Source organism: Streptomyces sp. NPDC052042 (genome assembly GCF_044548345.1).
Classification (GTDB): domain Bacteria; phylum Actinomycetota; class Actinomycetes; order Streptomycetales; family Streptomycetaceae; genus Streptomyces.
In genome coordinates this window covers 95,732-120,478 of record NZ_JBIUBU010000015.1, presented here as the reverse complement: position 1 = coordinate 120,478, position 24,747 = coordinate 95,732, and the positions used below count along the sequence as shown (strand labels likewise).

The window sequence follows — 24,747 nt, the reverse complement described above, 5'->3', positions numbered from 1 at the left end:
CACTCGTGTTCGGGACGGATGCGGTGGATACCGGGGGATTGGTACCGGCCCGGCCACCCCGGTCCGGGCTCGGCCGCGCGGGTCGGCGGGACGGTCAGGACCCGTCCCGGCCGTCGGCCGCCCGGATCACCCCGTCCCCGACCGGGCCGACGGAACCGACGTTGCGGATCAGCCGGTCGGCGCCCGCCAGGATCGCCGCCACCAGAGCGTCCGCGGCCTCCTGCGTACCGTCGGCCTTCGGCGATCCGTCCCGGCGGCGGCCGTGCAGCAGGACGAAGTCCACCCCGCCCAGATCGGGCAGACCGGATCTGGCGGGAAGTGGCACCAGGCCCGGCGGTACCAGGCCGCGGCTGTGGGCCATCACACCGAGCCCGGCGCGGGCCGCCGCGATCAGTCCGTTGAGGCTGGCACTGGTACAGGCGATCCGCCAGGACCTGCCGTGCTCCTCCAGGGCCTCCAGGGCGCGGGCCCGGGTGATGCCCGGCGGTGGGTAGAGCACCAACGGAACCGGACGGTCCGGGTCGATCCGCAGCCGTGGTGCGCCGATCCAGGTCAGCGCGTCCCGCCAGACCAGTTTCCCGTGCGTGTCGCCGACCCGCCGCTTGGCGAGCACCAGATCGAGCCGGCCCGCCGCCAGTCGCTGGTGCAGGATGCCGGAGAGCTCCACCGTCAGCTCCAGTTCGACCTCCGGATGGTCGCGGCGGAAGGACTCCAGGATCTCCGGCAGCCGGGTCAGCACGAAGTCCTCGCCGGCCCCGAACCGCAGCCGCCCGCGCGGCCGGGTACCCGCGAAGAAGGCCGCGGCCCGCTCGTGGGCCTCCAGTATCGTCCGGGCGAAACCGAGCATCGCCTCGCCGTCCGGGGTGAGCTCGACCCGGTGGGTGTCGCGGGAGAACAGCTGCCGCCCCGTCGCCTCCTCCAGCCGCCGCACATGCTGGCTCACCGTGGACTGCCGCACCCCCAGCCGGCGTGCGGCCTGGGTGAAACTCAACGTCTGGGCGACGGCGAGAAACGTCCTGAGCTGTGCGGGGTCGTACATGACAGACCAGGTTATCGCGCATCGTGATGACAGTGAGAGCGGTATGCGGGATTCCCGATCACCCTGGGCGGTCGGCAGGATGGGCAGGGTAGGAACAGATCCCGAGAGAACGCGTGGAGCACATGAGCCGCCGCACCCCGAGGATGCCGCCGTGGCTGCCGGTCGATCCGTACATCCTGGCGCTGATCGCCACGATCGCGGTCGCGGCGGTACTGCCGGCCTCGGGTGCTGCCGCGGAGGCCGCGGGCGGTGCCTCGACCGGAGCGATCGCCCTTCTCTTCTTCCTCTACGGCGCCCGGCTCTCCACCGCCGAGGTCATCGACGGACTGAGGCACTGGCGGCTCCACCTCACCGTTCTGGCCTGCACCTTCGTGGTGTTCCCGCTGCTCGGCCTGGCGGCCCGGGGGCTGGTGCCGTACGTCCTGACGCCGCAGCTCCACAGCGGCTTCCTCTTCCTCTGCCTCGTCCCCTCGACGGTCCAGTCGTCGATCGCCTTCACCTCGATCGCCCGCGGCAACGTGCCCGCGGCGATCTGCGCGGGGTCCTTCTCGTCGATCGCGGGCATCTTCCTCACCCCGCTGCTCGCCGCGGCGCTGCTCGGCAGCAGTGGGGGCGGGTTCTCGGCGGACGCGCTGCTGAGGACAGGGGTCCAGCTGTTGCTGCCGTTCGTGGCCGGGCAGCTGCTGCGCCGCTGGATCGGCGGCTTCCTCGTCCGCCACAAGAAGATCCTCGGTCACGTCGACCGCGGTTCGATCCTGCTCGTCGTGTACACGGCGTTCAGCGAGGGCGTGGTCATGGGCATCTGGCACCAGGTCACCCCGGCCCGGCTCGCGGGACTGCTCGCCGCCGAGGCTCTGCTGCTCGCGCTGATGCTCATGCTGACCTGGTACGGGGCGAAACGGATCGGGTTCGACCGGGAGGACCGGATCGCCATCCAGTTCGCCGGATCGAAGAAGAGCCTCGCCTCCGGACTGCCGATGGCGAGCGTGCTCTTCGGCGCGCAGGCGTCCCTCGCCGTGCTGCCGCTGATGCTCTTCCACCAGATGCAGCTGATGGTGTGCGCGGTGCTCGCCAAGCGCCGCTCGCGCGACGAGCCGGAGGCAGGCCCGGAGCGCTCGGGGACCTCTGCGGCGCCGGGTGACGGTGGGGAGCCGGAAGCCGCCGTCGGGTCTCGGGCCGGCGGGAAGCCGCGGGCAGACGGGGAGGCGGATGCCCCCGAGGGGCGGGTACGGAGGCCGGGCGACGCGACGGCCGAGGAGACCGGGAAGCGCGGTCCGGTGGCCGAGGGAGCCGGGACGCAGCGCTGAACCCGCCGGGACGGGAGGCGGAGGTCGGGTGCCCGAGGCCCGGCCGTACGTGCGGCCTCCGGATCGGGAGGCCGCCCGCGGCCGAGGGCCGAGGCCGATCCGGCCGGGCCTGCTGCGGCGCGTGCCTGGGTGGGGGTGCCGACCGGCCCGCTGGGCGCGTGCGACCGGGCCGCGGCGCGTCACTCCCGGTCCGCCGCCTCCAGGGCGATGCGGTGCTCGCCCGCGTACACGTTCATGGACGGGCCCCGCAGGAAGCCCACCAGGGTCAGTCCGGTCTCGGCCGCCAGGTCCACGGCGAGGGACGACGGCGCCGAGACCGCCGCGAGCATCGGGATCCCGGCCATCACGGCCTTCTGAGCCAGCTCGAACGAGGCCCGCCCCGACACCAGCAGGATCGTCCGGGACAGCGGCAGGCGGCCGTCGGTGAGGGCCCGGCCGACCAGTTTGTCCACCGCGTTGTGCCGGCCGACGTCCTCCCGGACGTCGAGGAGTTCGCCCGTCTCGGAGAACAGTGCCGCGGCGTGCAGGCCCCCCGTGCGGTCGAAGACCCGCTGCGCGGCACGCAGCCGGTCGGGGAGGGCGGCGAGCAGGGCGGGCTCGACCAGGAGCGGGGGAGTGTCGGCGATCGGATGCCGGGTGGTGGTGCGGACCGCGTCCAGGCTCGCCTTGCCGCACAGGCCGCAGGACGACGTGGTGTACACGTGGCGCTCAAGAGTGATGCCGGGATCCGGGACGCCGGGCGCGAGCTTCACGTCCACCACGTTGTAGGTGTTCACGCCGTCCGTCGTCGCCCCGGCGCAGTAGACGATCGACTGCACGTCGGAGCCGTCGCCGACGACGCCCTCGCTCACCAGGAAGCCTGCCGCCAGCGCGAAGTCGTCGCCGGGGGTGCGCATCGTGACGGCGAGCGGCTTGCCGTTCAGCCGGATCTCCAGGGGCTCCTCGGCCACGAGCGTGTCCGGGCGCGCGGAGACGGCCCCGTCCCGGATGCGGATGGTGCGGCGGCGCTCGGTGACCCGTCCCATAGCCATGAACCCGATTTCGTCGTGCGGTGAGGCGGTCTCGGCCGTCTCGCCGTCCTGTCGTCGTCCTGTACAGGGAGTCTGCCATCGCGGTCGGCAGGGCATGCGCGCGGAGGGCGGCGGTCGGCGTCCCCGCAGCCTCGTGACGGCGCCGGACCGGCGGCCCGCGGCTCCACAGGTCCGGGCTCCGGAGCGGTGGTCGCACGGCTCTGACCTCGGTGGATCGGAGCGGGACGAACGGCGGGGCTGTGACCGACCTCCAACAGCGGCGCGTCATTCCTGTGGGAACACGTGTCCCCGTACCGGTCGGTAGGGGCCAAGACTGGATGATTCCTGCCGTATGTAGCGAGGGGACCTGTACATGACCGGCTCACGTGTCGTGGCGCTCGGCCACTATCAGCCCGCCAGGGTGCTCACCAACGAGGACCTGGCGGCCATGGTCGATACCAGCGACGAGTGGATCACCAGCCGCGTCGGTATCAGGACCCGCCGCGTGGGAGGCCCTGACGAGCCGGTCGACGAACTGGCCGCGAACGCGGCTGCCAAGGCGCTCTCCTCGGCGGGGCTGCGGCCCGACGAGATCGACATGGTCCTAGTCGCCACGTCCACCGCGATCGACCGCTCGCCGAGCATGTCGGCCCGGGTCGCCGCCCGGCTCGGCATGGGCTCGCCCGCGGTGATGGACATCAACGTGGTGTGTTCCGGCTTCACCCACGCCCTCGCCACCGCCGATCACACCATCCGGGCCGGTGCGGCCGAGCGCGTCCTCGTGATCGGCGCCGACAAGATGGGGGACGTCGCGGACTGGACCGACCGCAGCACCTGTGTGCTCGTCGGCGACGGAGCCGGTGCCGCGGTCGTCGTCGCGGACCGGGACCGTCCGGGGGCGGACGGTCGGGACCGGCCCGGGATCGGCCCCGTGCTGTGGGGATCGGTGCCGCAGATGGGGAACGCGGTACGGATCGAGGGGACGCCCCCACGTTTCGCGCAGGAGGGCCAGTCCGTGTACCGCTGGGCCACCACGCAACTGCCGCCCATCGCCCGCAAGGTGTGCGAAAAGGCCGGTGTCGCGCCGGAGGACCTGGCCGCGGTGGTGCTGCACCAGGCGAACCTCAGGATCATCGAGCCCGTCGCCAGGAGGATCGGCGCGGTCAACGCGATCGTCGCCCGGGACGTCGTGGAATCCGGCAACACGTCGGCCGCCTCCGTCCCGATGGCCCTCTCCAAGCTGGTGGAGCGCGGAGAGGTGCACACCGGCGTCCCGGTGCTGCTGTTCGCCTTCGGCGGGAACCTCTCGTACGCGGGCCAGGTGATTCGTTGCCCCTGAGGGCCCGGGTGCCCTCGCGACGTGGGACGGGGGGGCGCGTGCGCGGGGTAGCGCCGCACTGGCATCACTCCGCGTAGGTGTACGAGGACGGTGTGTGTGAACGGTGCCGCGCCGCCCCTCCCTATCCGCTGCGGCCCGCCGCACCGCACTGACCACCGGAAACGTGAGTGAGAGGCACCCCAAACCCCTGGTATTGTTTTCCATGTCGCCGCGGGAGACCGGGGCCGACCACCTGGTCCGGGTGGCGGAATGGCAGACGCGCTAGCTTGAGGTGCTAGTGCCCTTTATCGGGCGTGGGGGTTCAAGTCCCCCCTCGGACACTAGCTGAGACCCCTGTTCACCAGGGGTTTTCTGCTTTTCTGGACAGAGAAGTGACCAACCAGGTGGCCAACGGCCCAGGATTCCCCAGGCCAGACCAGGGACGAAAGGTCGATACGGCTGGCACGGGAAGCCGTGTCTGGCCACAACCCGGGCCAGTAGTCCTGTGCAAAAACGTCACAGCCGGCACCGCGCCCCGGGCCCTTGCAGGCCAACTCGCCCCGAGTCAGACGCTACGAACACCGACTGTCAGTCGCGCAACCTACTGTGCGCTCATGAACGACAGCCCACAGAAGCCGACTCCGGGTCAGCGCTCAGCCCGCTCCGAGCCCATCCAAGGGGTGGCCCCACCCGAGGGATCGGGAGCCGATGCAAAAACGAAGGGCATCGCGCTGTATCACGACATGCGGGTCGAAGAGGACTTCACCAAGTGCGCCACCCGCCTCTTCTCGATTCTCAAGCAAGCTGCGGCTGCAAGCCCCGGCGCCCCGCGCTACCTCTACCTCGACATTCAAGGGCACCGCAACGCCGTCGGCGGCTACGACGCCGAGGCCTTGGAGATCATCTACGAGTTCGTGCTGGGCTGCCTCAGCCCCTACCTCTCGGAGATCAGCACACCCCTCTACCAGGCAAGGAACCCAGAGCCGCAGCGTGAGGACGTCCCTGGCGTCCTGAACATACGAGACCCAGACCGTGAGCACGCTTACGACCACCGCGAACTGCGTGTGCGCAACCGGGACAGCCACCCGGACCGACGCCGATCCAGGCCTCCGGTCCGGGCTATCGCCGACTACCTCGGTCTCGATGAGCCGATCTGTCTCATCTGCTGGCAGACGCCGGTGGAGAGGGCTCACGTTGTCCCGGAGTCGCTCGGCGGTTCCAACGATGTGCGCAACTTCGCCCTTCTCTGCCCACACCACCACCGTGAGGCCCCCGATGTCGCTGACGCCGAGGCGTTCTGGTCCTGGGTCGACTACGCCTGTGAACGCGATGGCCATATGAAGTGGGAAGGTGTGGAGCCAGAGATGCTGGCCAAGGCGGAACAGGTCGGCCTCCGCATCGACACGCACGGACCCGTGCGGAAGAGCCTTCACCATTTCGGTCGAGTCCGTGACGAACTCGTGCGTCACTACGGCTGGTGCCCGGAGGACTTCGCCGGCGGCGACCAGTGGGGCGCGCTGATGGAGGAGTTCCACACGGTGATGGATGCAGCGACCAGTACACACTTCAATGTCGCCAAGAAGGCATCCACCGAGGCTTGGGCCTTCGAAGTGGCTCGTAGACGCCTGCGAGATGGGGTGGCGGAGCCTGAGGCCGGCGAGAGCCGGTCATCGGTGTCGAGCCATCCGTCGGTTCAATTGGCCGAGCGGACGGTGCGCAAATCACCTGAGAGCGGTTCTGCGCAGAGCCTTGTCGATGCCGCACGCCGAGCTGACATCGCCACCGAAGCGGCGGTACTTGTGCGCGACATCATCGCCTCGGCGGGGGTTTCCAGCGCCGAGGATGTGCTGCGGGGCATCACAGAAGAGGTCGCAGACCGCACCGTGCAGTTCGAGCGACTGGCTGATGAGTTGATGGGGTACACAGTGTGCCGACACTGCGGCCACGCAATAGCCCGCATCGGGGACGCTCCCTGGCGCCATAGTGCCGCGGCGTCCATGTCCCGTGGCTGCCGGGCCGCCAGCTTCGACCGGGACGGAACTTGGGACGATTCCCTCGACCGAGCGTGGAAGGCAAGCCCACCACGGACACATCGGTGAGCTGGCCGAAGATACTGGTAGGGCCGCGACGGCATGTTGTCGAAACCGTTGGACAATTCGACTCCTACCGAGACGGACGTGCTCCCAGTTCTTTGTTGTCGCCGGCATGATCGGGGGCGTGGTCCTGTTGGGCCTCGTCACGGTGGCATTCTTCCTGATCCCCGAGTCGGTGGCGGCGAAAGACGGATCCTGACGGCTGCGGCTGCGGCTGCCCTGGCACTGTCGATGCCCCGGGCAGTGCGGCGGTCTCGGTCGGTGCAAGGCCGTCCATACCGTGGTCGCGCCCGATAGAGACCTGTTTGGATGAAGTGACGTGCCATCAGTAATGCCCGGTGGCAGTTGCCTTGGGCTGAGCGTGACGTAGCGTTGCCCCCCTGGTGGTGTTCGGAAGAGCACTGCAAGGCATCGTCGTGCCCTCATCTCATGGGGCACCGAGGGGTATTGGGATGAAGCTCTGCTTCCTCGTCGAAGAGCTGTACCGGCATGACAGCATGCCGCTTGACGTGGTCCGACGACTGACGTCGTGGGGACACCAGGTGGACGTGGTGTGCCCCGGCAGCTCACTACTGCGGATCTCGGAAGAGGTGCGGGCGGGGACCCATGACGCCTGGGTGCTCAAGACCGTGTCCGGCGGCCCCGGGCTCCCCCTGCTGGAGGCCGCGGCGGCTGTGGGGCTGACCACAGTGAACGATGCGCGGTCGATCCGCGCAGTGCGCGACAAGGTCCTCACATCGGTCATCGCGCGACAGCACGGGCTACCGGTTCCGGTGACCCATTCGGCACCGAGGGCCACGCTGTTCGCAGCTGTTCCCGACGAGCTCTTCCCACTGGTGGTCAAGCCCGCCGACGGGAGCTCGGGGCGCGGGGTGCGGCTCGTGTCGGCCCCCGGGCGGCTGGCGGAGGCGGAGCAGGCGGGGGAGGGCCAACTCATCGCACAGCCCTATGTGTTCAACTCCGGATCCGACCTGAAGGTCTACTGTCTCGCGGGCGAATTCCACGCGACCTTGCGCCGCTCCCCGCTCCACCCGGACGGGCCGCTCGACGAGGGAGCCGTCCCCCTGCCCGCGGAGGTGGCCGCAGCGGTGGCGAAGGTGGGGGCGGTCTTCGGCCTCGATCTGTACGGCGTGGACGTGGTGCTCGGCCCCGACGGCCCCGTGATCGTCGACATCAACGACTTCCCGAGCTTCCGCCAGGTACCCGACGCCGTATCCCGGTTGGCCGGAGCCGTCCTCGACCTGGCCAGGACGGGCGGCGCTGCCAGGTCGGGCGTGCTCGCCGGCGCTCCGCGCATTCCCGCGCAGCCGCAGATCCCCCACGAACTGCCTCATCCGCATCCGCACCCGGCCCCGGCCCCGGAGCGGACATGCTGGCAGCCGTGCCGGGAGCCGTGCAGATATGAGGGTGTGTCTGCTGACGGACAAGCCGGATCATCCGCTGTTCGCCGCAGCCGCTTCCGCACTGATCGAGGCGGAGCACCGGGTGACGTTCCTGAACCCGGACACCGGAACCGGAACCGGAACCGGAACCCCGTCGGAACTGGTGACCCCGGACGATCTCGCCGACGTCTACCTCCTCAAGGCTCATACCCCCCGGGCACTCGTGCTGGCCCGATTCCTCGAGGCACACGGTGCCCGGGTGGTGAACTCCGCCGCCGCGACGGAACTGTGCCAGGACAGGAGCCGGACCGCCGCGGTGGCGGAAGGCGCCGGCCTGCCGATGCCCAGGACGAGGACCCTGGACGCGCTGCCCGAAGCCCTCCACGGAGCGGAGCGGCCGGAGAGCGGCTATCCGCTCATGGTCAAGAGCCGCCACAGCCGGCGCGCGGACCTGGTCGCCCGCGTGGACGGGCCGGCCGAACTCCGGGATCTTGCCGCCACGTGGCCCGACGAGCCCGTCGTCCTCCAGGAGTTCGTCGCGAACAGCGGCTGGGACCACAAGCTGTGGGTGATCGCGGGAGAGGTGTTCGCGGGGGTGCGCCCCGCACCCGTGGGTGCCCCGCCGGACGGTGCACGGTCCACGCCACTGGTCCGTGACCTGCCGCAGTCCTGGACCCGACTCGCCCTCCACACGGGAGAGGTCTTCGGCCTGGACGTCTACGGCGTCGACGTGCTGGACCGCGAGGGGGCGCCCGTCGCCGTCGACATCAACGCCTTCCCGGGCATCCGCGGGCCGAAGGGTGCCCCTGCGGCGCTGGCAGCCCTGGCACTGCGGCGCTCCCGGCCCGGTCCTCCCGCCTACGAGGCCTGACACACCCCGGCCTCCACCAGGAACTCGCTGGGGGTGCCCGACCACGACACATGCAGCCCGTCCCGGGCCCGCGTGCAAGCGACGAACAGCAGGCAGCGTTCCGCCAGCAGGTCCGACTCGTACTGGAGCCGGTCGATGTCGGCCGGGGTCACCGCACGCGGGTACGGCAGTGTCCGTTCAGACCGCCACCTGTTCCGCGCGCGCGTTGTCGATGAAGCGACGCAGGGCGTCCGTGCTGTGGAACACACGGTAGTCGCCGGCTTCCAGCGCAGCCTGCTCCTGGGACGTGGTGTCAGGGGCGAGGACCACGGGGACGCCGACCTCTCCATGGAGGCCCTGGGGCCAGTAGGCGGCGGCGACGGTGATGGCGGCTCCCGTGCGGGGGTCGCTCACCTCGCTGTCCAGCTCCGGTGCCGCCAGGTCCGCCGCCGCGAGTTCCGACAGCAGAGCGGCCAGGCCCGGGATGTCCTCGTCATCGTCCGAGCCGGCCACCGACACGGCCGTTCGTGTGGTGGAGAGAGCGGTCGGCCCCTGGAGCTCCACCGGCGAGGGGCCGTCGTGGAGGCCCTGGAGGAAATGGTTGGCGGCATCGGCCAGCAGCGCGCGGCGGGCGGCCTGGAAGTCCGGATAGTTCTCGATCCGCCAGAGTGCCCGATCCATGGGGATCCATTGCGTCGCCAGGGCGCCCGGCATGCGGGTCTCGATCTCTTCCAGGTATTCCGCCGGATTCTTCGCCCCGATCCGCAGATTCGTGTCCTGGGTCAGGAAACAGAAGTTGGCCACGGCGTTCACTTCGGCGCGGCTGTATCCGTGCTCGTACAAGCGGGCCTTGGGGAAGATGTGGTGCACCTGGAGAGAGCTGAGGCGGCCCAGCATGCCGTCCCGCAGGGGCACACCGCTGACGAAGTCCTGGGCCCCGTACACCCGCGTCAGCAGGTAGAGAAGGGGATAGAAGCGGGAACCCATGCTGGAGCCGACGAAGTCGTCGGGACGGACCGTGAGCAGACCACCCCGGCTGCGGCGCAGTACGTCGATCAGCCGATCGACGCCACCGTCGTCGAGTGCCTGCAGATCCTGGTTGAGAGTGGTCTCGGTGGCTCCGGTGTGACGGCCCCACAGGAAGCTGTGGATGTACCAGTGGAAGAGACGGTCACGGGTCATGGCATCCGGGAACCGGCCGCCGTGATGATGGAGCAGACGGCTCATGACGGGAAACGCGGCCCGGCCGTTCAGGACCCGTCCGTGATCGAGCCCGAGACGTCCGCCGAGCGCGTTCAGAAGGTACGAGACCGAGTCGACGGTTTCTTTCAGGCCGGTGCGGAACAGCGCCACGTCGACATCCGCGAGCTTCGAGAACTGTGCCTCGCCCGTGAGGACGGCGTTGACATTGCGCAGCAGCCAGTCGAGCTTGAAATCGAAACCGGCGCCTGACCAGTTGTCCAACGCCTCGTTCATGGTGGGCCGCGCGGCCGGCCAGGTGGCGCAGATGGCGGCCAGTGCCAAATCTCCCTTGGAGAGCTTGGTCCCACCCGAGTTCACACGGTTGAAGATGTCCACGACGACGTCGATGGTCTTGTCCGCACCGGTGACCTCGTCCACATGGACGGTGCGATCCTTGATCTGTGTGATCCGGTTGAGCCGCTCGATGAAGGTCCCCTGCAATGCCGCGTCCTGGTCCGCGAGCTGAGTAACGGCGAGCAACTGGCTGCCCAGGCCGCCCTGAAACAGTGCCGAGACATCGACCCAGACAGGGTTGCCCTTCATCTTCCCTGGCGCGTAGAACTCGAAGGACTCCGTCTGTAGATTGAAGTGCAGCCCGGTCAGCGCCGAGGAGTTGCCTTCGAAGAAGCGGGGCGGCCGACCGCGGGTCACGCCGTACAGGGTCGTCACCCGCTGCTGGCCGTCCAGAAGCAGCTGAATGGTGCCGTCCTTGCCGGTTGTTCCGCCGCGTGTGTCGGCCGTCTCGGCCTTGGTGCTCCAGGTGAGGAAGCCGCCGATCGGGTAGCCGCGGTACAACGACTGGAAGAAGCCGCGTACTTGTTCGCGGGTCCACACATAGCCGCGCTGGAACTCCGGCAGAGCGATGTCGCCCGCGTCGACCTTGTCCAGGATCTGGGAGATCTGCATATCCGTAGCCCGCCTTCCGAACCCGGCGGATTCCCCCCACCGAGAACCGCACCTGATCTTCGGTAAAACTAGCAGTCGGTGTGCTTGCGCGGGCCTGCTCCGGGTGTCCTGGGGGACGCCCTGTGCCAATGTGAAGTCATCGCCAGTACGGTCCCTCGACGCCTTCGTCAGCTGCGGGTGGCGTACACGATGAGGTTGTCCACGGGGTGGCCCTCGGCGTCGAAGGCGCCGTCGCAGGTGATGAGGCGCAGCGCGCGTTCGTTGGTGGCGCCGTAGACCTTCTCCGTCGGAAACGCCTGCTTGTCGACCGTCTCGGTTCCGGTGACCCGGAAGTGGAGTTCGGCGCCGCGATCGGTGCGTATCGCGATGTCCGCACCCTTGGCGATCTTCTTCAGGTCGTGGAAGACGGCCTTCCCGAAGCGGGTGTCGTTGTGGCCGATGAGAACGGCGGCGCCGCGCTCGCCGGGAGCGGGGTTGCCGGTGTACCAGCCGACGGTCATGCCCTTCTCCGCGGGCGGTACTTCCACGGTGCCGTCCGGGTTCAGGCCGAGCCGCATCACGGCGCTGTCCACCCCGATCGAGGGGATGCTCAGTCGGATGGGGCGCGCCGCGACGGCCGGCGTTCCGGAGGCTTTCGCTTCTCCGGAGGCCGTGTCGAGGGGGGAGCCGCCCGGCTCGACGGCGGTGTACGGAGCCTCGGCGCCCTGCCGGGCGGCTGACGGGGCGTCCGCGCCGGCCGAGGAGCAGCCGGTGAGGACGAGGCAGACGAGCACCGGAAGCGCGGCGCGCCGGAACGGCGCGGGGAGACGGGACATGAAGGCTCCAGGGCGGTCGACGGGAGGAGACGAGAGGTGGCGGAAGGAGGCTGCGGGCGGCGAGTGGCGGGGGAGAAGGGGATGGCGCCGCCCCGCGAGGGACGGCGCCATCGAACGCGTGGGCCCGGGCGGGCCGCCGGCGCGTCGGCCGTGATGGATGCTCACCCGTCCGATGGGGCGGTGGTCCGTATGGTCGGCCGATGTGCCGTCAGGCGTCGGGGACGGCCCGCCGGGTGGTTCAGTGGCCCGGCTGCGCGGTGGTGCGGCGGCGCAGTACGAGCGTGCCCGCCCCCGCCACCAGAAGGGCGGCCGCGGCCGACCCGGCGAGGACGGCGGTGTTGCCGTCGGAGGCGGCGACCGGCCGCTCACCCGCCGCGACTCCGCCACGGGGGGCGACACCCCGGGGTGCCGTCGAGGACTCCCCGAGCTTGATGTCGCCGATGGGCTTGGAGGCGTCCTTGATGAGGACGGGATTCTCCGGCGTGCCCTGCTCGGCGCGGTCGGCGGGCGAAGCAGTCGGCGCCGGCGTGTCGGCGAAGGCCGCCGCGGACGGGGCGAGTACCGCACCGGCCGCGACGGCGGCGAGGACGGCGGTACGCAGGATCGAGCGTTGACGCATACAGATGACTCCGTTCCAGGTCGGCCCCGGTGGCCCCCGGCGCGGGCCGCACCGGGCAGCGGGGCATGACGACAGGCTGGCGCGGAGTTGTGAAGAAGCTGTCAGACCGGTGTGGTCACCGCATCAGGTCCGGCGCCGAGCGCTCCGCAGGCCGTGTCCTCGGACCAGTGCAGTCCCGCTCGGCGGCGCCCCCGGCCGCAGTGCCGGGCCCGCGGCATCGTCCGTCCCGCTCCCCGTGCCCGTGTCGGCGACCGTGTCCGCGGCATCGACGGGCAGCCGCAGTGTGAACACCGATCCGCGCCCCTCGACGCTCGCCGCGTCCACCGATCCGCCGTGCGCCTCGACGAGCTTCCGTACGATCGCCAGGCCCAGTCCGCTGCCCCCGGTGCGGCGGTTGCGGGACTTCTCGGCGCGCCAGAAGCGGTCGAAGACATGGGGAATATCACCGGCCGCGATGCCGCTGCCCGTGTCGACGACGTCCACCACCACCCGCTCCCCGGAGTCGGACACGTAGGCGTGCAGGGTGACCCGTCCGCCCTCCGGGGTGTGACGCACCGCGTTGGAGACCAGGTTGCCGATGGCCTGCCGCAGCCGCACCGGGTCGGCCGTCAGACCGGGGACGGGGATGTCCGGGGTCCCGGCGCGGACCGTCAGCGCGATCCCGGCAGTCTCGGCCCGGCCCTGGTGGGCCGCGGCGACCTGGTCCAGGACGTCCTCGACGCGAACCGTTTCGGGGTGCAGCCGCAGCACACCCGCGTCGGCAGCGGCCAGGTCCTGGAGGTCGTCGATGATGTGCTGCAACTGCACTGCCTCCGTGTGGAGCGAGGCGATGAACGCCGGGTCGGGCTCCGCCAGACCGTCCTGCGCCGCCTCCAGCCAGCCGCGGATGTTGCTCAACGGAGTGCGCAGCTCATGGGCGACGTCGCTGACCATGTCCTTGCGCTGCTCCTCCAGCCGGGCGCGGTGGGCGGACATGTCGTTGAAGGCAGCGGTGAGCCGCCCGATCTCGTTGTCGTCGGTGACCAGCACGGGTACGGACTCCTCCCCGTCCCGCATCCGCTGCGCGGCGCCGGTGAGGGCCCGCAGCGGACGTACCAGCCGGGCCCCCGCGAGCACCGTGGCACCGACCGTGAGCGCCAGGACGAGGGCGGCGGCCCCCGCGATCTCGGCGGTGTGCGCCGGGGAGAGGTCGAAGCCGGGCACGGTCGTGTCGTTCTCGTCGCCGATGAACAACATCGCGGGCGAGGCGACATGGGAACTGAGCTGCTCCCGGCGGGCCGTGCCCACACACGAGGCCGTGGCGCGGTCGTCCGCACCGGTGCGGGCGACCGGCACGGGGGCGGCCGTCGACCCCTCGCCCTCGACGATCAGCACCGCGGAGGGCTGTGCCCACGTCAGGTCCAGGTTGAGCCGCACGCCCTCACGGCCCTGGCGTTCCAGGCAGGCGTTGGCGAGCCGGTTGAGCGCCGCCAGCGCCTTCCGTTCGGTCGCGGTCGGCCGGTCCAGTTCCTCGGGCGCGCACTGCGTGCGGCGGTCCTCCGCAGAGCCGTTGCCGACCACCTCCACGCGCGGACGTCCGCTCGGCCCCCGGACCACGTCCGCCGCGACCCCGAGCCGGCTCAGACAGGCCGTGCTGCGCTCGGCGGCGCGTTGCAGCGCGGCGCGTTCGGACGCGGGCAGCCGGAACGGGCCCACCGCGCGCGGATCGACCCGGTCGGCCGCGCTGCCCGCCTCTCCCACCGGCTGGGACAGGGCCGTGTCCACGGACAGCGGGTCGACCACCGCCGACGCCTGGGGCGGCAGCGCGGGCCGGGACGGCAGAGTCGCGGAATCGGCGAGGAGTCCGCGCTGCTCCGTGGTGAGCGCGATCCGGCGGCCGGAGCGCCGTGCCAGGTCGCGCACGGTGTCCTCGACACCGTCCCAGGTGGGATGGGTGGCCGCGTACCCGAGCAGGGTGTTGTAGATCCGCGCGTCGGCGGTGAGGTTGCGCCCCTGCTCCTGCTTGATGGCGCCGGAGGTGGTCTGTGCGGCGAGCCACGCGGTCGCGGCCACCGAACAGGCTGCCACCAGCGCCGACACGGCCAGCAGGCGGGCGAGCAGGCTCTTGCGGAGCGGCAGCCGGTCCGGCCGCGCACGAGGGGGGACCGCCTCCGCGGGGCGGGCGGCCCTTCCGCGCCCGCGGCTACGACGGCGCACGCGCAGCGCCCCTCGCCGGGTCGGTCAGCTTGTAGCCCACCCCGAAGACGGTCAGCAGCCGGGTGGGCCGGCGCGGTACGTCCTCGATCTTCTTCCGCAGGTTCATGATGTGCACGTCGACGGTCCGGAAGCTGATGTACCGGTCGAATCCGTGCAGTTCCTCCAGCAGCCGCTGCCGGGAGAAGACCCGCTCAGGTTCGGCCGCCATCGCGGCGAGGATCCGGAACTCGCCACGCGTGCACTCCACGGGCCGGCCCTCGACCGACACCTCGTGCCGCACCGGATCCACCGTCAGCGCACCGACCCTCAGTGCCTGGTCCGGGGGCGCGTCGACCGCGGTCGTCCCCCGGCGGCTGCGCCGCAGCAGCGTCCGCACCCGCGCCATCAGTTCGCGCGGACTGTACGGCTTCGTCATGTAGTCGTCCGCGCCGAGGTCCAGTCCCAGCAGCAGATCGTCCTCGGTGCTGCGGGCCGTCAGCATCAGCACCGGCAGTTCCCGGTGCTCGGCGCGCAGCACACGCACCACGTCCAGGCCGTCCGCCCGCGGCATCATCACGTCGAGCACCAGCAGATCGGGCTCCCGGTGCCGGACCTCGGCGAGGACGGCGAGCCCGTCCCCGACGACCCTGACCGAGTGCCCCTCGTGTTCGAGGTAGCGGCGTATGAGCTCCGCCTGCTTCTCGTCGTCCTCGCCGACCATGACGTTTGCGCACACGCGGACGATCGTAGACGAGCGCCGTGAGCCGCCCCGGGGCTCGTGCCCCCGTACGGTCCCGGGCGGCCGTCGCGGACCGGGAGGGCCGCCCCGGCCACGAACTCCGGTTCGGCCGGGTTCCGCGATCACCGGCCCTTAGGCTGGACCCGCGGACACCGGAGCGGGGAGGGAGCACGGCGTGAGCAGTCACGGTGCGAGGGACGAGGGGGCCGTGCGCAACATGGTCTCGGGGAACGCGGTGGTGGCCGGGCCGCTGGTCATGGCCGGGAACATCGGGCAGCTCGCGCTGCCGCCGGAACCTCCCCGTGTGCCACCGAGCCAGGTGCCGCCGCCCAGTGCCTGCTTCGTCAATCGCGCCGCCGAGTTCGCCATCCTCCGCGCGATCGCGGCGGGGTACTCGGCGGAGCGCGCGCCCCGCGTCGTCGTGGTGACCGGGCTGGGCGGCGTGGGCAAGACCCAGTTGGTGGCGCAGTGGGTCGGTGACGACGTCAGGGAGCGTTGTCCGGACGGTCAGTTGTACGTCGATCTCGACGACCACCGCAGGGACGGGGCCGTCGACACGGCCGGAGTGCTGGCCGGGTTCCTGCGGGCGCTGGGCGTGCGCGACGAGTACGTGCCCCCGGGACTCGGCGAGCGGACAGGGCTGTTCAGGAGCCTCACGGCGGGCCGCGCCCTGCTGGTCGTCGCCGACAACGCCCACCACGCCCCGGAGGTCCGGCCGTTGATGCCGCCCGCCGGTCTCCTCGTCGTCACCAGCCGCAGACGACTGCCCTCGCTGGAGATGGACGGGGCGGTGACGGTCGTCGTGGACCCCCTCGACATCGGCGCGGGCGTGCAACTGGTGCGCCGCTGGCACGTCACGGCCGCCGAGGACACCGCCGCCGAACTGGTGCGGCTGTGCGGGGGACTGCCCCTCGCGCTGCGCGCCGTGGGGGAGTGGCTGGCCGGGCGTCCCCAGCTCCACCTCGACGATGTGGTGCGTGAACTCGCCGTAGAAAGCGATCGGATGGCAGCGCATCAGGATGGGGCCGCGGGCGCGGCCGGGACTCGGGTGGGCAGGGTGGCGATGACGAACGACACGGGTCCGGGAAGCGTCGGGGCGGCGCTCGACACGGTGGCCGACCGGCTGGACGCCCCCACGCGGCACCTCTACCGGCTGCTCGGGATCCTGCCGCTGAGGACCGTGACCGGCGCCGTGCTCCGTGCCGCCGGAGCCGTAAGCGTCGACGACTCCCTCGGCGAACTGCTCACCGCACACCTGGCCGTCGTCGTGGAGACCGGCGGCGGTGGGCCCCGCTACCGGTTGCACGACATCGTCCGCACGCACGCCCGCACCCGGGCCGGGACCGTACCCCCTCAGGAGCGCCGTGCCGTGCTGCGCGCGCTCGTCGACTTCTACGCCGACGCCGCGGCACACGGGGACGCACTGATCCTCGGCCGCCGTATGCGGTTGCAGGCCCCTCCCTCCCGCTCGATGACCGAACTAGCCCCTGACACCCCCCTGTTCACCCGGCGGGACGAGGCCCTCGACTGGCTGGACGCCGAGCGCGCCAATCTCCTCGCCGTGCTGCGCCTGGCCGCCGAGGAGCGGTGGCACGACGCCGTGTGGCGGCTGTGCGAATCGCTGTGGGCGCTCTACCACAGCCGCAAGCATCACGCCGACTGGATCGAGGCGCACCGCCTCGGCATCGAGGCCGCCCAGCACGAGGCCCGGCCGGACGTCGAGGTCCGGATGCGCAACCAACTGGCTCGCGCCCAGTACGAACTGGGTGAGTTCGAACGCGCCGGGAGCGAACTGTCGGCAGCCGCGGACCTGCTCGGTGTGGTCGAAGACCCCCGGCTCGGCGGAGTGGTGTGGGAGTCCCAGGGGCTGATCGCGATGGCGCTCGGCCGCCCGGACGAAGCCCGACGGCTCTTCGAGCGGGCCCTCGACGCCAACACCGCGCGCGAGGACCAGCACGGCATCGTGGTGCAGAGCTACAACATCGGCCAGGCCCTGGTCGCGGGAGGCCGCTGGCAGGAGGCCCTCGATGTGCTCGACGGTGCCGCGGCCACCGCCCGGGACACCGGGGACGACGCCATGCAGCCACGCATCGGCCTGGTCAGGGCCCGCGCCCTGATCGGCCAGGAGCGTTGGGAGCAGGCCGTCTCGGCCGTCTTCGCGGCGGCCGACCAGGCGGCGCGGCTCAAGCAGTACGCCAAGCTCGACCAGGCCCTGTCCCTTCTGACCGAACTGGCGGAACGGACCGCCGACGCGCCGCTCCGCGAGGCGTGCGACGACCGGTTGCGGGAACTGCGCCGCCGGGTGGGCATGCCGCCGCCGACCGGATGACCGCCGCCCCCGACCGCCACCACCCATCCACCTCACCGTCCCGGAGCCACTGTTGACCCTGGTGCCGTCGAAGCTGCGCCGCCGGGCCGCCCGGCCCGGCCGGTCCCGCTGGAACACCTGGGAGCCACCCAAGGCGACGGTCCTCGGTGTGGCCCGCACCCTCACGTCCGCGACCCGGGTGCTCGACGTCATGCGGCTGCTGCGGGCCGAGGACGGCATCGAGAAGTACTACACGGTCAACCCGGGCTCGGCGTTCGGCGACGGGCTCGGGGAGTACCTTTCCGCCCTGGGGGTGCGGGTGCTCACCTGGGAGGAGGCCGTGCGGCGCCCGTTCGACCTCGCCGTGTCCTGCTCGGTCCACCCCACGATGCGGCGGCTGGACGCCCCGCTGATGGTCCTGCCGCACGGCGCCGGATACAACCGGCTGGTGACGGAGTCCACCGGGGACGCAGCCTCACCGGCCGGGCTGTCCCGACGCGAACTGATGTGGCGCGGCCGGGTGGTGCCGGCGGCGATCGGGGTCTCGCACCCGGACCAGATCGACCGGCTCGCGCGGATCTGCCCGGAAGCGGTTCCGCACGCCGTCGCCGTGGGCGACTGGTGCTTCCAGCGCATCCGCGCCAGCGCGCCCCGCCGCGACCACTACCGCGCCTGTCTCGGCGCCGTCGACGGGCGCCGGCTGGTGGTCGTCCACTCCACCTGGAGCAGCCACTCCCTGCTCGGCCGCCACCCCGACCTGCCGCTGCGCCTGGTCACGTCCTTGCCCGTCGACGAGTTCGCGGTCGCGGCCGTCCTCCACCCCAACGTATGGGCCCGCCACACCCCCGCCGGTGTGTTCGACCGGCTCGGCGAGGCGATGGACGCCGGGCTCGTGATCATCCCACCGCAGGAGGGCTGGCGCGCGGCCGTGGTGGCCGCCGACTGGGTGGTGGGCGACCACGGCTCCACATCGTTCTACTCGGCCGCCGCCGACCGGGTCACCCTGCTCGCCGCGACCGGGCTCGACGAACTGGACCCGGCGTCCCCGGCCGCCGCGTTCGCCCGGCGTGCGCCGCGGCTCGATCCCGACGGAGACGTGTACGCCCAACTCCTGGACGCGGCGGGCCGCTACGACCCCCAGGACCTGGCACCGGTCATCGACCGGCAACTCGGTGCGATCGATGCCTCGGGCACGGTGACCCGGGACCGCATGTACGCGTTCCTGGAACCGCGCGGCGTACGCGTTCCCCAAAACCCGCCGCACCCTGAACCGGTGCCGGCCCCCGAACCGGCACGCCGGCCCGCGCCCACCGCCTACGACGTCACCGGCGGCCACGACGGTGCCGGAACCGTCGAGGTGCGCCGCAGGCCCCTGGTGCCCGGCTACCACAGCGAGGCCGAGGGGTTCTACGCCGTCACCGACGAGACCGGCCACCTGCTGTGGCGGCAGACCGCCGAGGTCGTGGCGCGCACCGGTGTCCAGGCCGACCTGCCCGCCGCCCGGTGGACCGACCGCGAGAGCAGGCGCTCCGAGCACGCCAACGTCCTGGTCGCGGCCATCGACACGACCCGTTGCCTGGTCCGGCTGCGGGACGGGCGCGAACTGGAGGCGCGCACCGAGCGGACCTGGGGCGAGCGGCGGCCACCGCTCGACGCCGTGGTGCTGGGCGCGGCCGTGAACCTCTGGCTCACCGACCCGGCGCGGGACGGCGACCGGGATCTGACGGACGGGCTGGGGATCCGGACCGGGGACCGGCGGATCCGGGTGGGGTTCACGGCCCGGCGCGACGGCCATGGGAGCCCTGCCCACGGCGCCGCCGGGCTCCGGGGCCCCCACCCGGAAGGTCCGGCGACAGGTCACCCCGCGGACGCGACCACGGGGTAGTGATCCGAGAGGTTCGTGTACGTGTAGCTCTTGCCCCAACTGGTCACCGTCCAGGGCACGCTCTGTTCCTTGACCACGTTGTTCGCCCACCCGGACGGCTTGGCGTGCCCGGCGCGGTGCAGTACGTGGTCGAGGTCCTCCCGAGGGTCGTCGGGGTAGCGTTCGGCGGCGATGGAGTTGTCCCGGGTGTCGAACGAGTACGGATGGCCGGTACGGGAATCGGCACCGGTCAGCCCCGCGTCGGCGAGCATGGACGCGTACTCGGGGGAGTACGAGTCGACATTGAAGTCCCCGGCCACGATGACCTGTTGGGAAGCCGGGATGTTCTTGGCGTCGAGGAAGGCGTCGATCTGCTTGAATTGAAGGCTGCGCTTGGCTGCGGCCTCGCCCGCCCCGCAACCGGGGTCGGTCGACTGGGTGTGTGTCCCCACCACATGCACCGGGGTGCCGTTGACGTTCAACTCGACGTAGGCGAAGCCCTTGTTGGACCACCAGTCGCTGCCGCAGGCGTCCTTGTAGACGTACTGCTCCTTGCGGACGATGGGCCACTTGCTCAGCACGGTGACACCGCCGTCCTCCGGAGTGGCGGCCGAGTACGCCCCGCCGGTCGCGCCCCAGCCGCTCTTGCTCCGCCCCACCACGGGGGTCTGGTACGGGTACCGGGCGGAGGCGTTGCGCAGCAGGGCGTCGGAGGCCGAGTTGTCGAACGCCTCCTGGAGCACCACCACGTCATTGCCCTGGAAGAAGGGGGCCTTCGGGATCTCCGCGGCGCGGTGGTCCTGCCCCCAGTTGGGGTAGAGCGTCTTGCTGAAGATGAACGAGTTGTACGTGAGGACGCGCAGTGACGGAGTGCTCGCCGCCGACGCCTGCGGGGCGTTCACGGCGAGTGCGACCGCGGCGAGCGCGGTGGCCAGGGCTGCGCCGGAGGTGCGGCGGATCGCGGAGTGCGGCACGGGTTCTCCCGGAGCGGAATGAGGGGCGGGGGTCGCCACCGTCCATCAAAGCAGGGGGAGTTACTCATGGGTAGACAGTGGATGCCGGGAGTCTTGCCGGGGTGCCACGAATGGACGACGGGGCAAACGTCGGCGATCACGGCACGCGGCCGCCGGCTCATCCGCGCCGGCCCGTGCATCCGATGGGCCGCGACGGTCGACGGGCGCGCACGGTCCGGCGTTCTGCCGACGGACGGCCGCGCCGCCGTCTCGCGGGCTGTGCGCCGGTGACCTGTTCGTGCCGTAACTGCTCTGAGGGACAGGTATGTTGAGGTCGGCGGTTGATCGTTTCCGTTTTGCTTTTGAATTCGTTTGGCGTCGCGTTCGGAGGTCCCCATGAGCGAGCAGCGTCCGTCCGGCACCCCTCCCGCCCGGACGTTGTCGGAACGGATCGACACCACGAGGCCCCATTCCGCCCGCTTCTGGAACTACTTCGTCGGCGGCAAGGACAACTACGAGGTCGATCGCCGGACCGGTGACCAGATCAAGGCCCTCTTCCCCGGGCTCGTCGATGTGGCGGTGGCCGGACGTCAGTTCCTGGGCCGCTCGGTCACGCATCTGGTGCGGGAACGCGGCGTGCGGCAGTTCCTGGACATCGGGACGGGGCTGCCCAGCGCGGACAACACCCATCAGGTGGCCCAGCGCATCGCACCCGGGTCGCGCATCGTGTACGTGGACAACGACCCGCTCGTGCTGGCGCACGCTCGTGCGCTGCTGACCAGCTCCCCCGAGGGGGCCACCGACTACATCGACGCCGACCTCTACGAGCCGGAGACCGTGCTGGCCCGGGCGGCGAGGACGCTCGACCTCGACCGGCCGGTCGCCCTGATGCTGCTCGGGGTACTCGGTCACGCGGCCGACTTCACGAAGGCCCGCGAGGTGGTGGAGCGTCTGATGGCCGGCCTGCCGGCCGGGAGCCATCTGGTGGTGTACGACGGGACGCGCACCAGCGAGGGCATGATCGCCGCCGAGCGGGCGTACATCGAGAGCGGCGCCGTCCCGTACTACGTGCGCGAGCCCGGCGAGATCGTCACGCTCTTCGACGGGCTGCGCATTCTCGAACCCGGCTTCGTGCGGCTCAGCGAGTGGCGGCCCGACGCCGGCAGCGCGACCGTCGCGGCGGACGTCGACGCCTTCGGAGGCATCGGCGTCAAGGAGTGACGGCTGCCGCCCGCTGTGGCTACGCACGGCCCATCGATCACTTTTCGGTCATTCATGCGCCAATATCGGTCTCCAGTAACTGGCTATGCGGTGACAACAGTCGTGATTGGCACCGAAAGGATCACTGAATCTCCTTATAGTGAGGCCGCGTTGATCAGCCGACCACCGCAACGAGCGAAGCCCTCGTCACAGGAGACCCCGTACGATGACGACGCCCGCGTCAGCCGCGCCCGACCGCGCGACCGAGTCCCCGACAACACCAGGCAGCGGCTGTCCGGCACGGGCCGGGGCAGCGGCCGTCCCGCTCGGAGGGCCTGAGTTCCACACCGACCCCCGGAAGCTCTACCGCGCCATGCGCAGCGAGCACGGTCCGGTGGTTCCCGTCGAACTGCCCGGAGGATTCCCCGCCTGGCTGGTCATCGGATACCGGGAACTCCACCAGGTCACCAGCGACGGCGAGTTGTTCCCGAGGGACGTCGGCCTGTGGAACCAATGGGAGCACGTTCCGGAGGACTGGCCGCTGCTGCCCATGGTCGGGCGGCCCATGCCGTCCATCTACTTCACGGCCGGGGCCGAGCACCGGCGCCACGCGGCCATGGTGGGACAAGCCCTGGAAGAGGTCGAGCAGTTCCGGCTCCGCGCCGACTGCGAGGAGTTGGCCGACCGGATCATCGACGGGTTCTGCCACCGCGGAGCGGCTGACCTGATCAGCGACTTCGCCGTGCCGCTGCCCGTGCTCGTCCTCGCCCGCCTGGTCGGTTTCCCCGACGCCGACGGCCCGCGGATCGCCGAAGTGCTCCAGGAACTCGCGGACGGCGGCCCCGGTGCCCAGGAGGCCCATCTGCGGTTCGGCGAGCACATGCGCCGACTGCTGGAGAGGCGGCGGGCCGTGCCCGGACACGACGTGACGTCCCGGATGCTGGCGTACGACGGTGACTTCACCGACGAGGAGTATGTGCTCGACCTCATGGCCGTCACCGCCGCCGGGCACCTCACCACCGCCGACTGGATCGGCAACTCGCTGCGCCTGACGCTCACCGACGGCCAGTTCGCCGACGCGCTCGCCCGGGGACGGCACAGCATCGCCGAAGCCATGAACGAAGTGCTGTGGGAGGAGTGCCCGACCCAGATCCTCGCGGGCCGCTGGGCGGCGCGCGACACCTCGCTGGGCGGACGGAACATCCGTGCCGGCGACATGGTGCTCCTCGGGCTGGGTGCCGCCAACGCCGATCCGCACATCCGGCAGCATCTGCCGACCGCGGCCGGGCCGTCGGGCCGACGCGGCAACAGCGCGCATCTGGCGTTCAGCCACGGCGAGTACCGCTGCCCCTTCCCCGCCCAGGAGATCGCGGAGACCATCGCCCGCACCGGAATCGAGGTACTGCTCGACCGGCTGCCCGACCTGGCGCTGTCCGTTCCGGAACGGGAACTCATCCGGCGGCGCTCCGCCTTCCTGCGCGGCATGACCGCGCTGCCCGTCCGGTTCACCCCCGTACGTCCGACAGGAGCCCCCTCTTGAGCTGTCCGTACGCCGCACCCGGAGCCGTTTCACACGACGGGGCCGTCAGCATCGACCCGTTGGTCCAGGACCTCGACGGCGAGACGGCGCGGCTGCGCGCCGCGGGGCCGCTCGCCCGCGTCGAACTGCTCGGAGTGCCGGCCCGGGCCGTCACCCGGCACGCCCTGGCGCGGCAACTGCTCGTCGATCCGCGCCTGGTGAAGGACATCGACGCCTGGGAACTCTGGCGCAGCGGCTCGGTCACCCGCGACTGGCCGCTGATCGGCATGATCGATGCCGGACGTTCCATGTTCACCGTGGACGGCGCAGAACACCGGCGACTGCGCAACAAGACCTCCCAGGCGCTCACCCCGCGCCGCCTGGAGGAGATACGCCCGACGATCGAGAGGTTCACCGAGGAACTGCTCGACTCCCTCGCCGAGCACGCCGCGCGCAGCGCGGACGGCGTCGTGGACCTCAAGGCCGTGTACGCGCAGCCGTTGCCGATGCGGGTGGTCGGCATGCTGATGGGGGTGGACGAGTCCGAGCACCCCATGCTGCTCCAGCGGTACAAGGCGTTCTTCTCCATGCTCACACCACACGAGGAACGCCTTGCCCTCCTGGCCGAGCTGGACGAGTTCTACGCCGCCCTCGTACGGGAGCGGACCGCCCGGCCCACCGACGACCTCACCAGCGCGCTCATCCTCGCCGACGAGGACGGGGAGCCGGTCACCGAGGAGGAGGTGATCGGCAATCTCAAGGCGATGGTGGCCGCCGGGCACGAGACCACCATCGGGCTGGTCCTGAACTCCGTGCGGGCCCTGCTCACCCACCCCGACCAGCTGCGGAAGGTCCTCGACGGCGAGGTCGCGTGGGAGGCGGTGATCGAGGAGACGCTGCGCTGGGACACCCCCACGACCCACCTGCTGATGCGGTTCGCCACCGAGGACATCCCGGTGGGCGACGAGGTGATCGCGAAGGGCGAGGGCGTGGTCGTCTCGTACCGCGCCATCGGCCGCGACACCGAGCAGCACGGGCCGGACGCCGACGCCTTCGACATCACCCGGTCCGCCCCGATTCGCCACATGGCCTTCGGCCACGGCCCGCACATCTGTCCCGGGGCCGCGCTCTCCCGGGTGGAGGCGGGCATCGCGTTGCCGGCGCTGTTCGCGCGCTTCCCCGGGCTCCGGGCCGCCGTACCGGACCACGAGATCCGCCCATTGCCGGTGATGACGCAGAACGACATGGAGGCGTTCCCGGTCCTGCTGCACGGGGGAGACGGGGCTTGAGCAGCGGCCGGCGGCGGGCGGGGAGCGACCGGGCGGGAGGCGGGGCCGACGCGGTCGGCGAGATGTGGTCGGGCCGCCCGGCAGGCGCCGCTCACCCGGGCGAGGGAGCGCGGACCACC

17 protein-coding genes, 1 tRNA gene and 2 pseudogenes are annotated in these 24,747 nt (G+C 71.2%); 11 read left to right on the top strand and 9 right to left on the bottom strand.

The annotated features are described in order from the left end of the window. Window positions 1-94 precede the first annotated feature (94 nt). Complete coding sequence (locus ACIHCL_RS23685; protein WP_399864538.1) at window positions 95-1,039, bottom strand: LysR family transcriptional regulator; 945 nt, start codon at window positions 1,037-1,039, stop codon at window positions 95-97. Between the two features lie 122 nt (window positions 1,040-1,161). On the opposite strand from ACIHCL_RS23685, the gene ACIHCL_RS23680 reads away from it, so the two are divergent. Beyond that, window positions 1,162-2,346, top strand: coding sequence for a bile acid:sodium symporter family protein (locus tag ACIHCL_RS23680; protein ID WP_399864537.1), 1,185 nt, complete (start codon window positions 1,162-1,164; stop codon window positions 2,344-2,346). A gap of 179 nt (window positions 2,347-2,525) precedes the next feature. Here the strand turns inward: ACIHCL_RS23680 and fdhD are convergent, their stop codons facing one another. Further along, window positions 2,526-3,371, bottom strand: coding sequence for a formate dehydrogenase accessory sulfurtransferase FdhD (gene fdhD, locus ACIHCL_RS23675; protein WP_399864629.1), 846 nt, complete (start codon window positions 3,369-3,371; stop codon window positions 2,526-2,528). Between the two features lie 358 nt (window positions 3,372-3,729). On the opposite strand from fdhD, the gene ACIHCL_RS23670 reads away from it, so the two are divergent. The 5 genes and pseudogenes from ACIHCL_RS23670 to ACIHCL_RS23650 all read left to right on the top strand — a co-directional run bounded on the left by ACIHCL_RS23670 (window position 3,730) and on the right by ACIHCL_RS23650 (window position 9,020). After that, a complete protein-coding gene (locus ACIHCL_RS23670) occupies window positions 3,730-4,695 on the top strand; it encodes a beta-ketoacyl-ACP synthase III (protein WP_399864536.1) in 966 nt (321 codons plus the stop codon). A gap of 235 nt (window positions 4,696-4,930) precedes the next feature. Beyond that, window positions 4,931-5,015 (top strand) — tRNA-Leu (locus tag ACIHCL_RS23665). Window positions 5,016-5,288: 273 nt separating this feature from the next. After that, a complete protein-coding gene (locus ACIHCL_RS23660; protein WP_399864534.1) occupies window positions 5,289-6,773 on the top strand; it encodes an HNH endonuclease in 1,485 nt (494 codons plus the stop codon). Between the two features lie 446 nt (window positions 6,774-7,219). Then, window positions 7,220-7,954, top strand: a pseudogene (locus ACIHCL_RS23655) (RimK family alpha-L-glutamate ligase); the annotation flags it as partial. 214 nt (window positions 7,955-8,168) lie between these two features. Then, on the top strand, window positions 8,169-9,020 hold the full coding sequence (locus tag ACIHCL_RS23650) for a RimK family alpha-L-glutamate ligase (protein ID WP_399864533.1): 852 nt from the start codon (window positions 8,169-8,171) through the stop codon (window positions 9,018-9,020). Here the strand turns inward: ACIHCL_RS23650 and ACIHCL_RS23645 are convergent. The 6 genes and pseudogenes from ACIHCL_RS23645 to ACIHCL_RS23620 form a co-directional block, all read right to left on the bottom strand. Continuing rightward, a pseudogene (locus ACIHCL_RS23645) lies at window positions 9,008-9,190 on the bottom strand (hypothetical protein); the annotation flags it as partial. The gene ACIHCL_RS23650 and the pseudogene ACIHCL_RS23645 sit on opposite strands and share 13 nt — an antisense overlap. A 7-nt stretch (window positions 9,191-9,197) precedes the next feature. Further along, the gene (locus tag ACIHCL_RS23640) at window positions 9,198-11,147 is read right to left on the bottom strand and encodes a DUF262 domain-containing protein (RefSeq protein WP_399864532.1); all 1,950 of its coding nucleotides are present in this window, start codon (window positions 11,145-11,147) and stop codon (window positions 9,198-9,200) included. 167 nt (window positions 11,148-11,314) lie between these two features. Then, complete coding sequence (locus ACIHCL_RS23635) at window positions 11,315-11,962, bottom strand: class F sortase (protein WP_399864531.1); 648 nt, start codon at window positions 11,960-11,962, stop codon at window positions 11,315-11,317. Between the two features lie 238 nt (window positions 11,963-12,200). Beyond that, a complete protein-coding gene (locus tag ACIHCL_RS23630) occupies window positions 12,201-12,581 on the bottom strand; it encodes a sortase-dependent protein (protein WP_399864530.1) in 381 nt (126 codons plus the stop codon). Window positions 12,582-12,704: 123 nt separating this feature from the next. Further along, entirely contained in the window at window positions 12,705-14,777 is a 2,073-nt protein-coding gene (locus ACIHCL_RS23625) for a sensor histidine kinase (protein ID WP_399864529.1), read from the bottom strand. After that, the gene (locus ACIHCL_RS23620; protein ID WP_399864628.1) at window positions 14,764-15,477 is read right to left on the bottom strand and encodes a response regulator transcription factor; all 714 of its coding nucleotides are present in this window, start codon (window positions 15,475-15,477) and stop codon (window positions 14,764-14,766) included. Before ACIHCL_RS23620 ends, ACIHCL_RS23625 begins: the two co-directional genes overlap by 14 nt. Before the next feature lie 193 nt (window positions 15,478-15,670). Between ACIHCL_RS23620 and ACIHCL_RS23615 the strand changes: the two genes are divergently transcribed. Together ACIHCL_RS23615 and ACIHCL_RS23610 are read left to right on the top strand one after the other, a co-directional pair. Further along, on the top strand, window positions 15,671-17,824 hold the full coding sequence (locus ACIHCL_RS23615; protein WP_399864528.1) for a tetratricopeptide repeat protein: 2,154 nt from the start codon (window positions 15,671-15,673) through the stop codon (window positions 17,822-17,824). Between the two features lie 58 nt (window positions 17,825-17,882). Then, on the top strand, window positions 17,883-19,688 hold the full coding sequence (locus ACIHCL_RS23610; RefSeq protein ID WP_399864626.1) for a hypothetical protein: 1,806 nt from the start codon (window positions 17,883-17,885) through the stop codon (window positions 19,686-19,688). Here the strand turns inward: ACIHCL_RS23610 and sph are convergent. Next, window positions 19,661-20,641, bottom strand: a complete 981-nt coding sequence (gene sph / locus ACIHCL_RS23605) for a sphingomyelin phosphodiesterase (RefSeq protein WP_399864527.1) — start codon at window positions 20,639-20,641, stop codon at window positions 19,661-19,663. The two genes, ACIHCL_RS23610 and sph, sit on opposite strands and share 28 nt — an antisense overlap. Before the next feature lie 375 nt (window positions 20,642-21,016). Between sph and ACIHCL_RS23600 the strand changes: the two genes are divergently transcribed. From ACIHCL_RS23600 to ACIHCL_RS23590, 3 genes are all read left to right on the top strand, one after another. Continuing rightward, window positions 21,017-21,841 carry an SAM-dependent methyltransferase gene (locus ACIHCL_RS23600; RefSeq protein ID WP_399864526.1) on the top strand — a complete coding sequence of 275 codons (825 nt, stop codon included), beginning with the start codon at window positions 21,017-21,019 and terminating at the stop codon, window positions 21,839-21,841. 205 nt (window positions 21,842-22,046) lie between these two features. After that, window positions 22,047-23,360, top strand: a complete 1,314-nt coding sequence (locus ACIHCL_RS23595; RefSeq protein ID WP_399864525.1) for a cytochrome P450 — start codon at window positions 22,047-22,049, stop codon at window positions 23,358-23,360. Next, window positions 23,357-24,628: a cytochrome P450 gene (locus ACIHCL_RS23590; protein ID WP_399864524.1), complete on the top strand. Its 1,272-nt coding sequence runs from the start codon at window positions 23,357-23,359 to the stop codon at window positions 24,626-24,628. The genes ACIHCL_RS23595 and ACIHCL_RS23590 overlap by 4 nt, the downstream gene beginning before the upstream one ends. The last annotated feature ends 119 nt before the right edge of the window (window positions 24,629-24,747 follow it).

Bases quoted from the DNA above. Each gene is read 5' to 3' on its own strand.
- ACIHCL_RS23685 (WP_399864538.1), bottom strand. From the start codon at position 1,039: ATGTACGACCCCGCACAGCTCAGGACGTTTCTCGCCGTCGCCCAGACG.
- ACIHCL_RS23680 (WP_399864537.1), top strand. From the start codon at position 1,162: ATGAGCCGCCGCACCCCGAGGATGCCGCCGTGGCTGCCGGTCGATCCG.
- fdhD (WP_399864629.1), bottom strand. From the start codon at position 3,371: ATGGGACGGGTCACCGAGCGCCGCCGCACCATCCGCATCCGGGACGGG.
- ACIHCL_RS23670 (WP_399864536.1), top strand. From the start codon at position 3,730: ATGACCGGCTCACGTGTCGTGGCGCTCGGCCACTATCAGCCCGCCAGG.
- ACIHCL_RS23660 (WP_399864534.1), top strand. From the start codon at position 5,289: ATGAACGACAGCCCACAGAAGCCGACTCCGGGTCAGCGCTCAGCCCGC.
- ACIHCL_RS23650 (WP_399864533.1), top strand. From the start codon at position 8,169: ATGAGGGTGTGTCTGCTGACGGACAAGCCGGATCATCCGCTGTTCGCC.
- ACIHCL_RS23640 (WP_399864532.1), bottom strand. From the start codon at position 11,147: ATGCAGATCTCCCAGATCCTGGACAAGGTCGACGCGGGCGACATCGCT.
- ACIHCL_RS23635 (WP_399864531.1), bottom strand. From the start codon at position 11,962: ATGTCCCGTCTCCCCGCGCCGTTCCGGCGCGCCGCGCTTCCGGTGCTC.
- ACIHCL_RS23630 (WP_399864530.1), bottom strand. From the start codon at position 12,581: ATGCGTCAACGCTCGATCCTGCGTACCGCCGTCCTCGCCGCCGTCGCG.
- ACIHCL_RS23620 (WP_399864628.1), bottom strand. From the start codon at position 15,477: ATGGTCGGCGAGGACGACGAGAAGCAGGCGGAGCTCATACGCCGCTAC.
- ACIHCL_RS23600 (WP_399864526.1), top strand. From the start codon at position 21,017: ATGAGCGAGCAGCGTCCGTCCGGCACCCCTCCCGCCCGGACGTTGTCG.
- ACIHCL_RS23595 (WP_399864525.1), top strand. From the start codon at position 22,047: ATGACGACGCCCGCGTCAGCCGCGCCCGACCGCGCGACCGAGTCCCCG.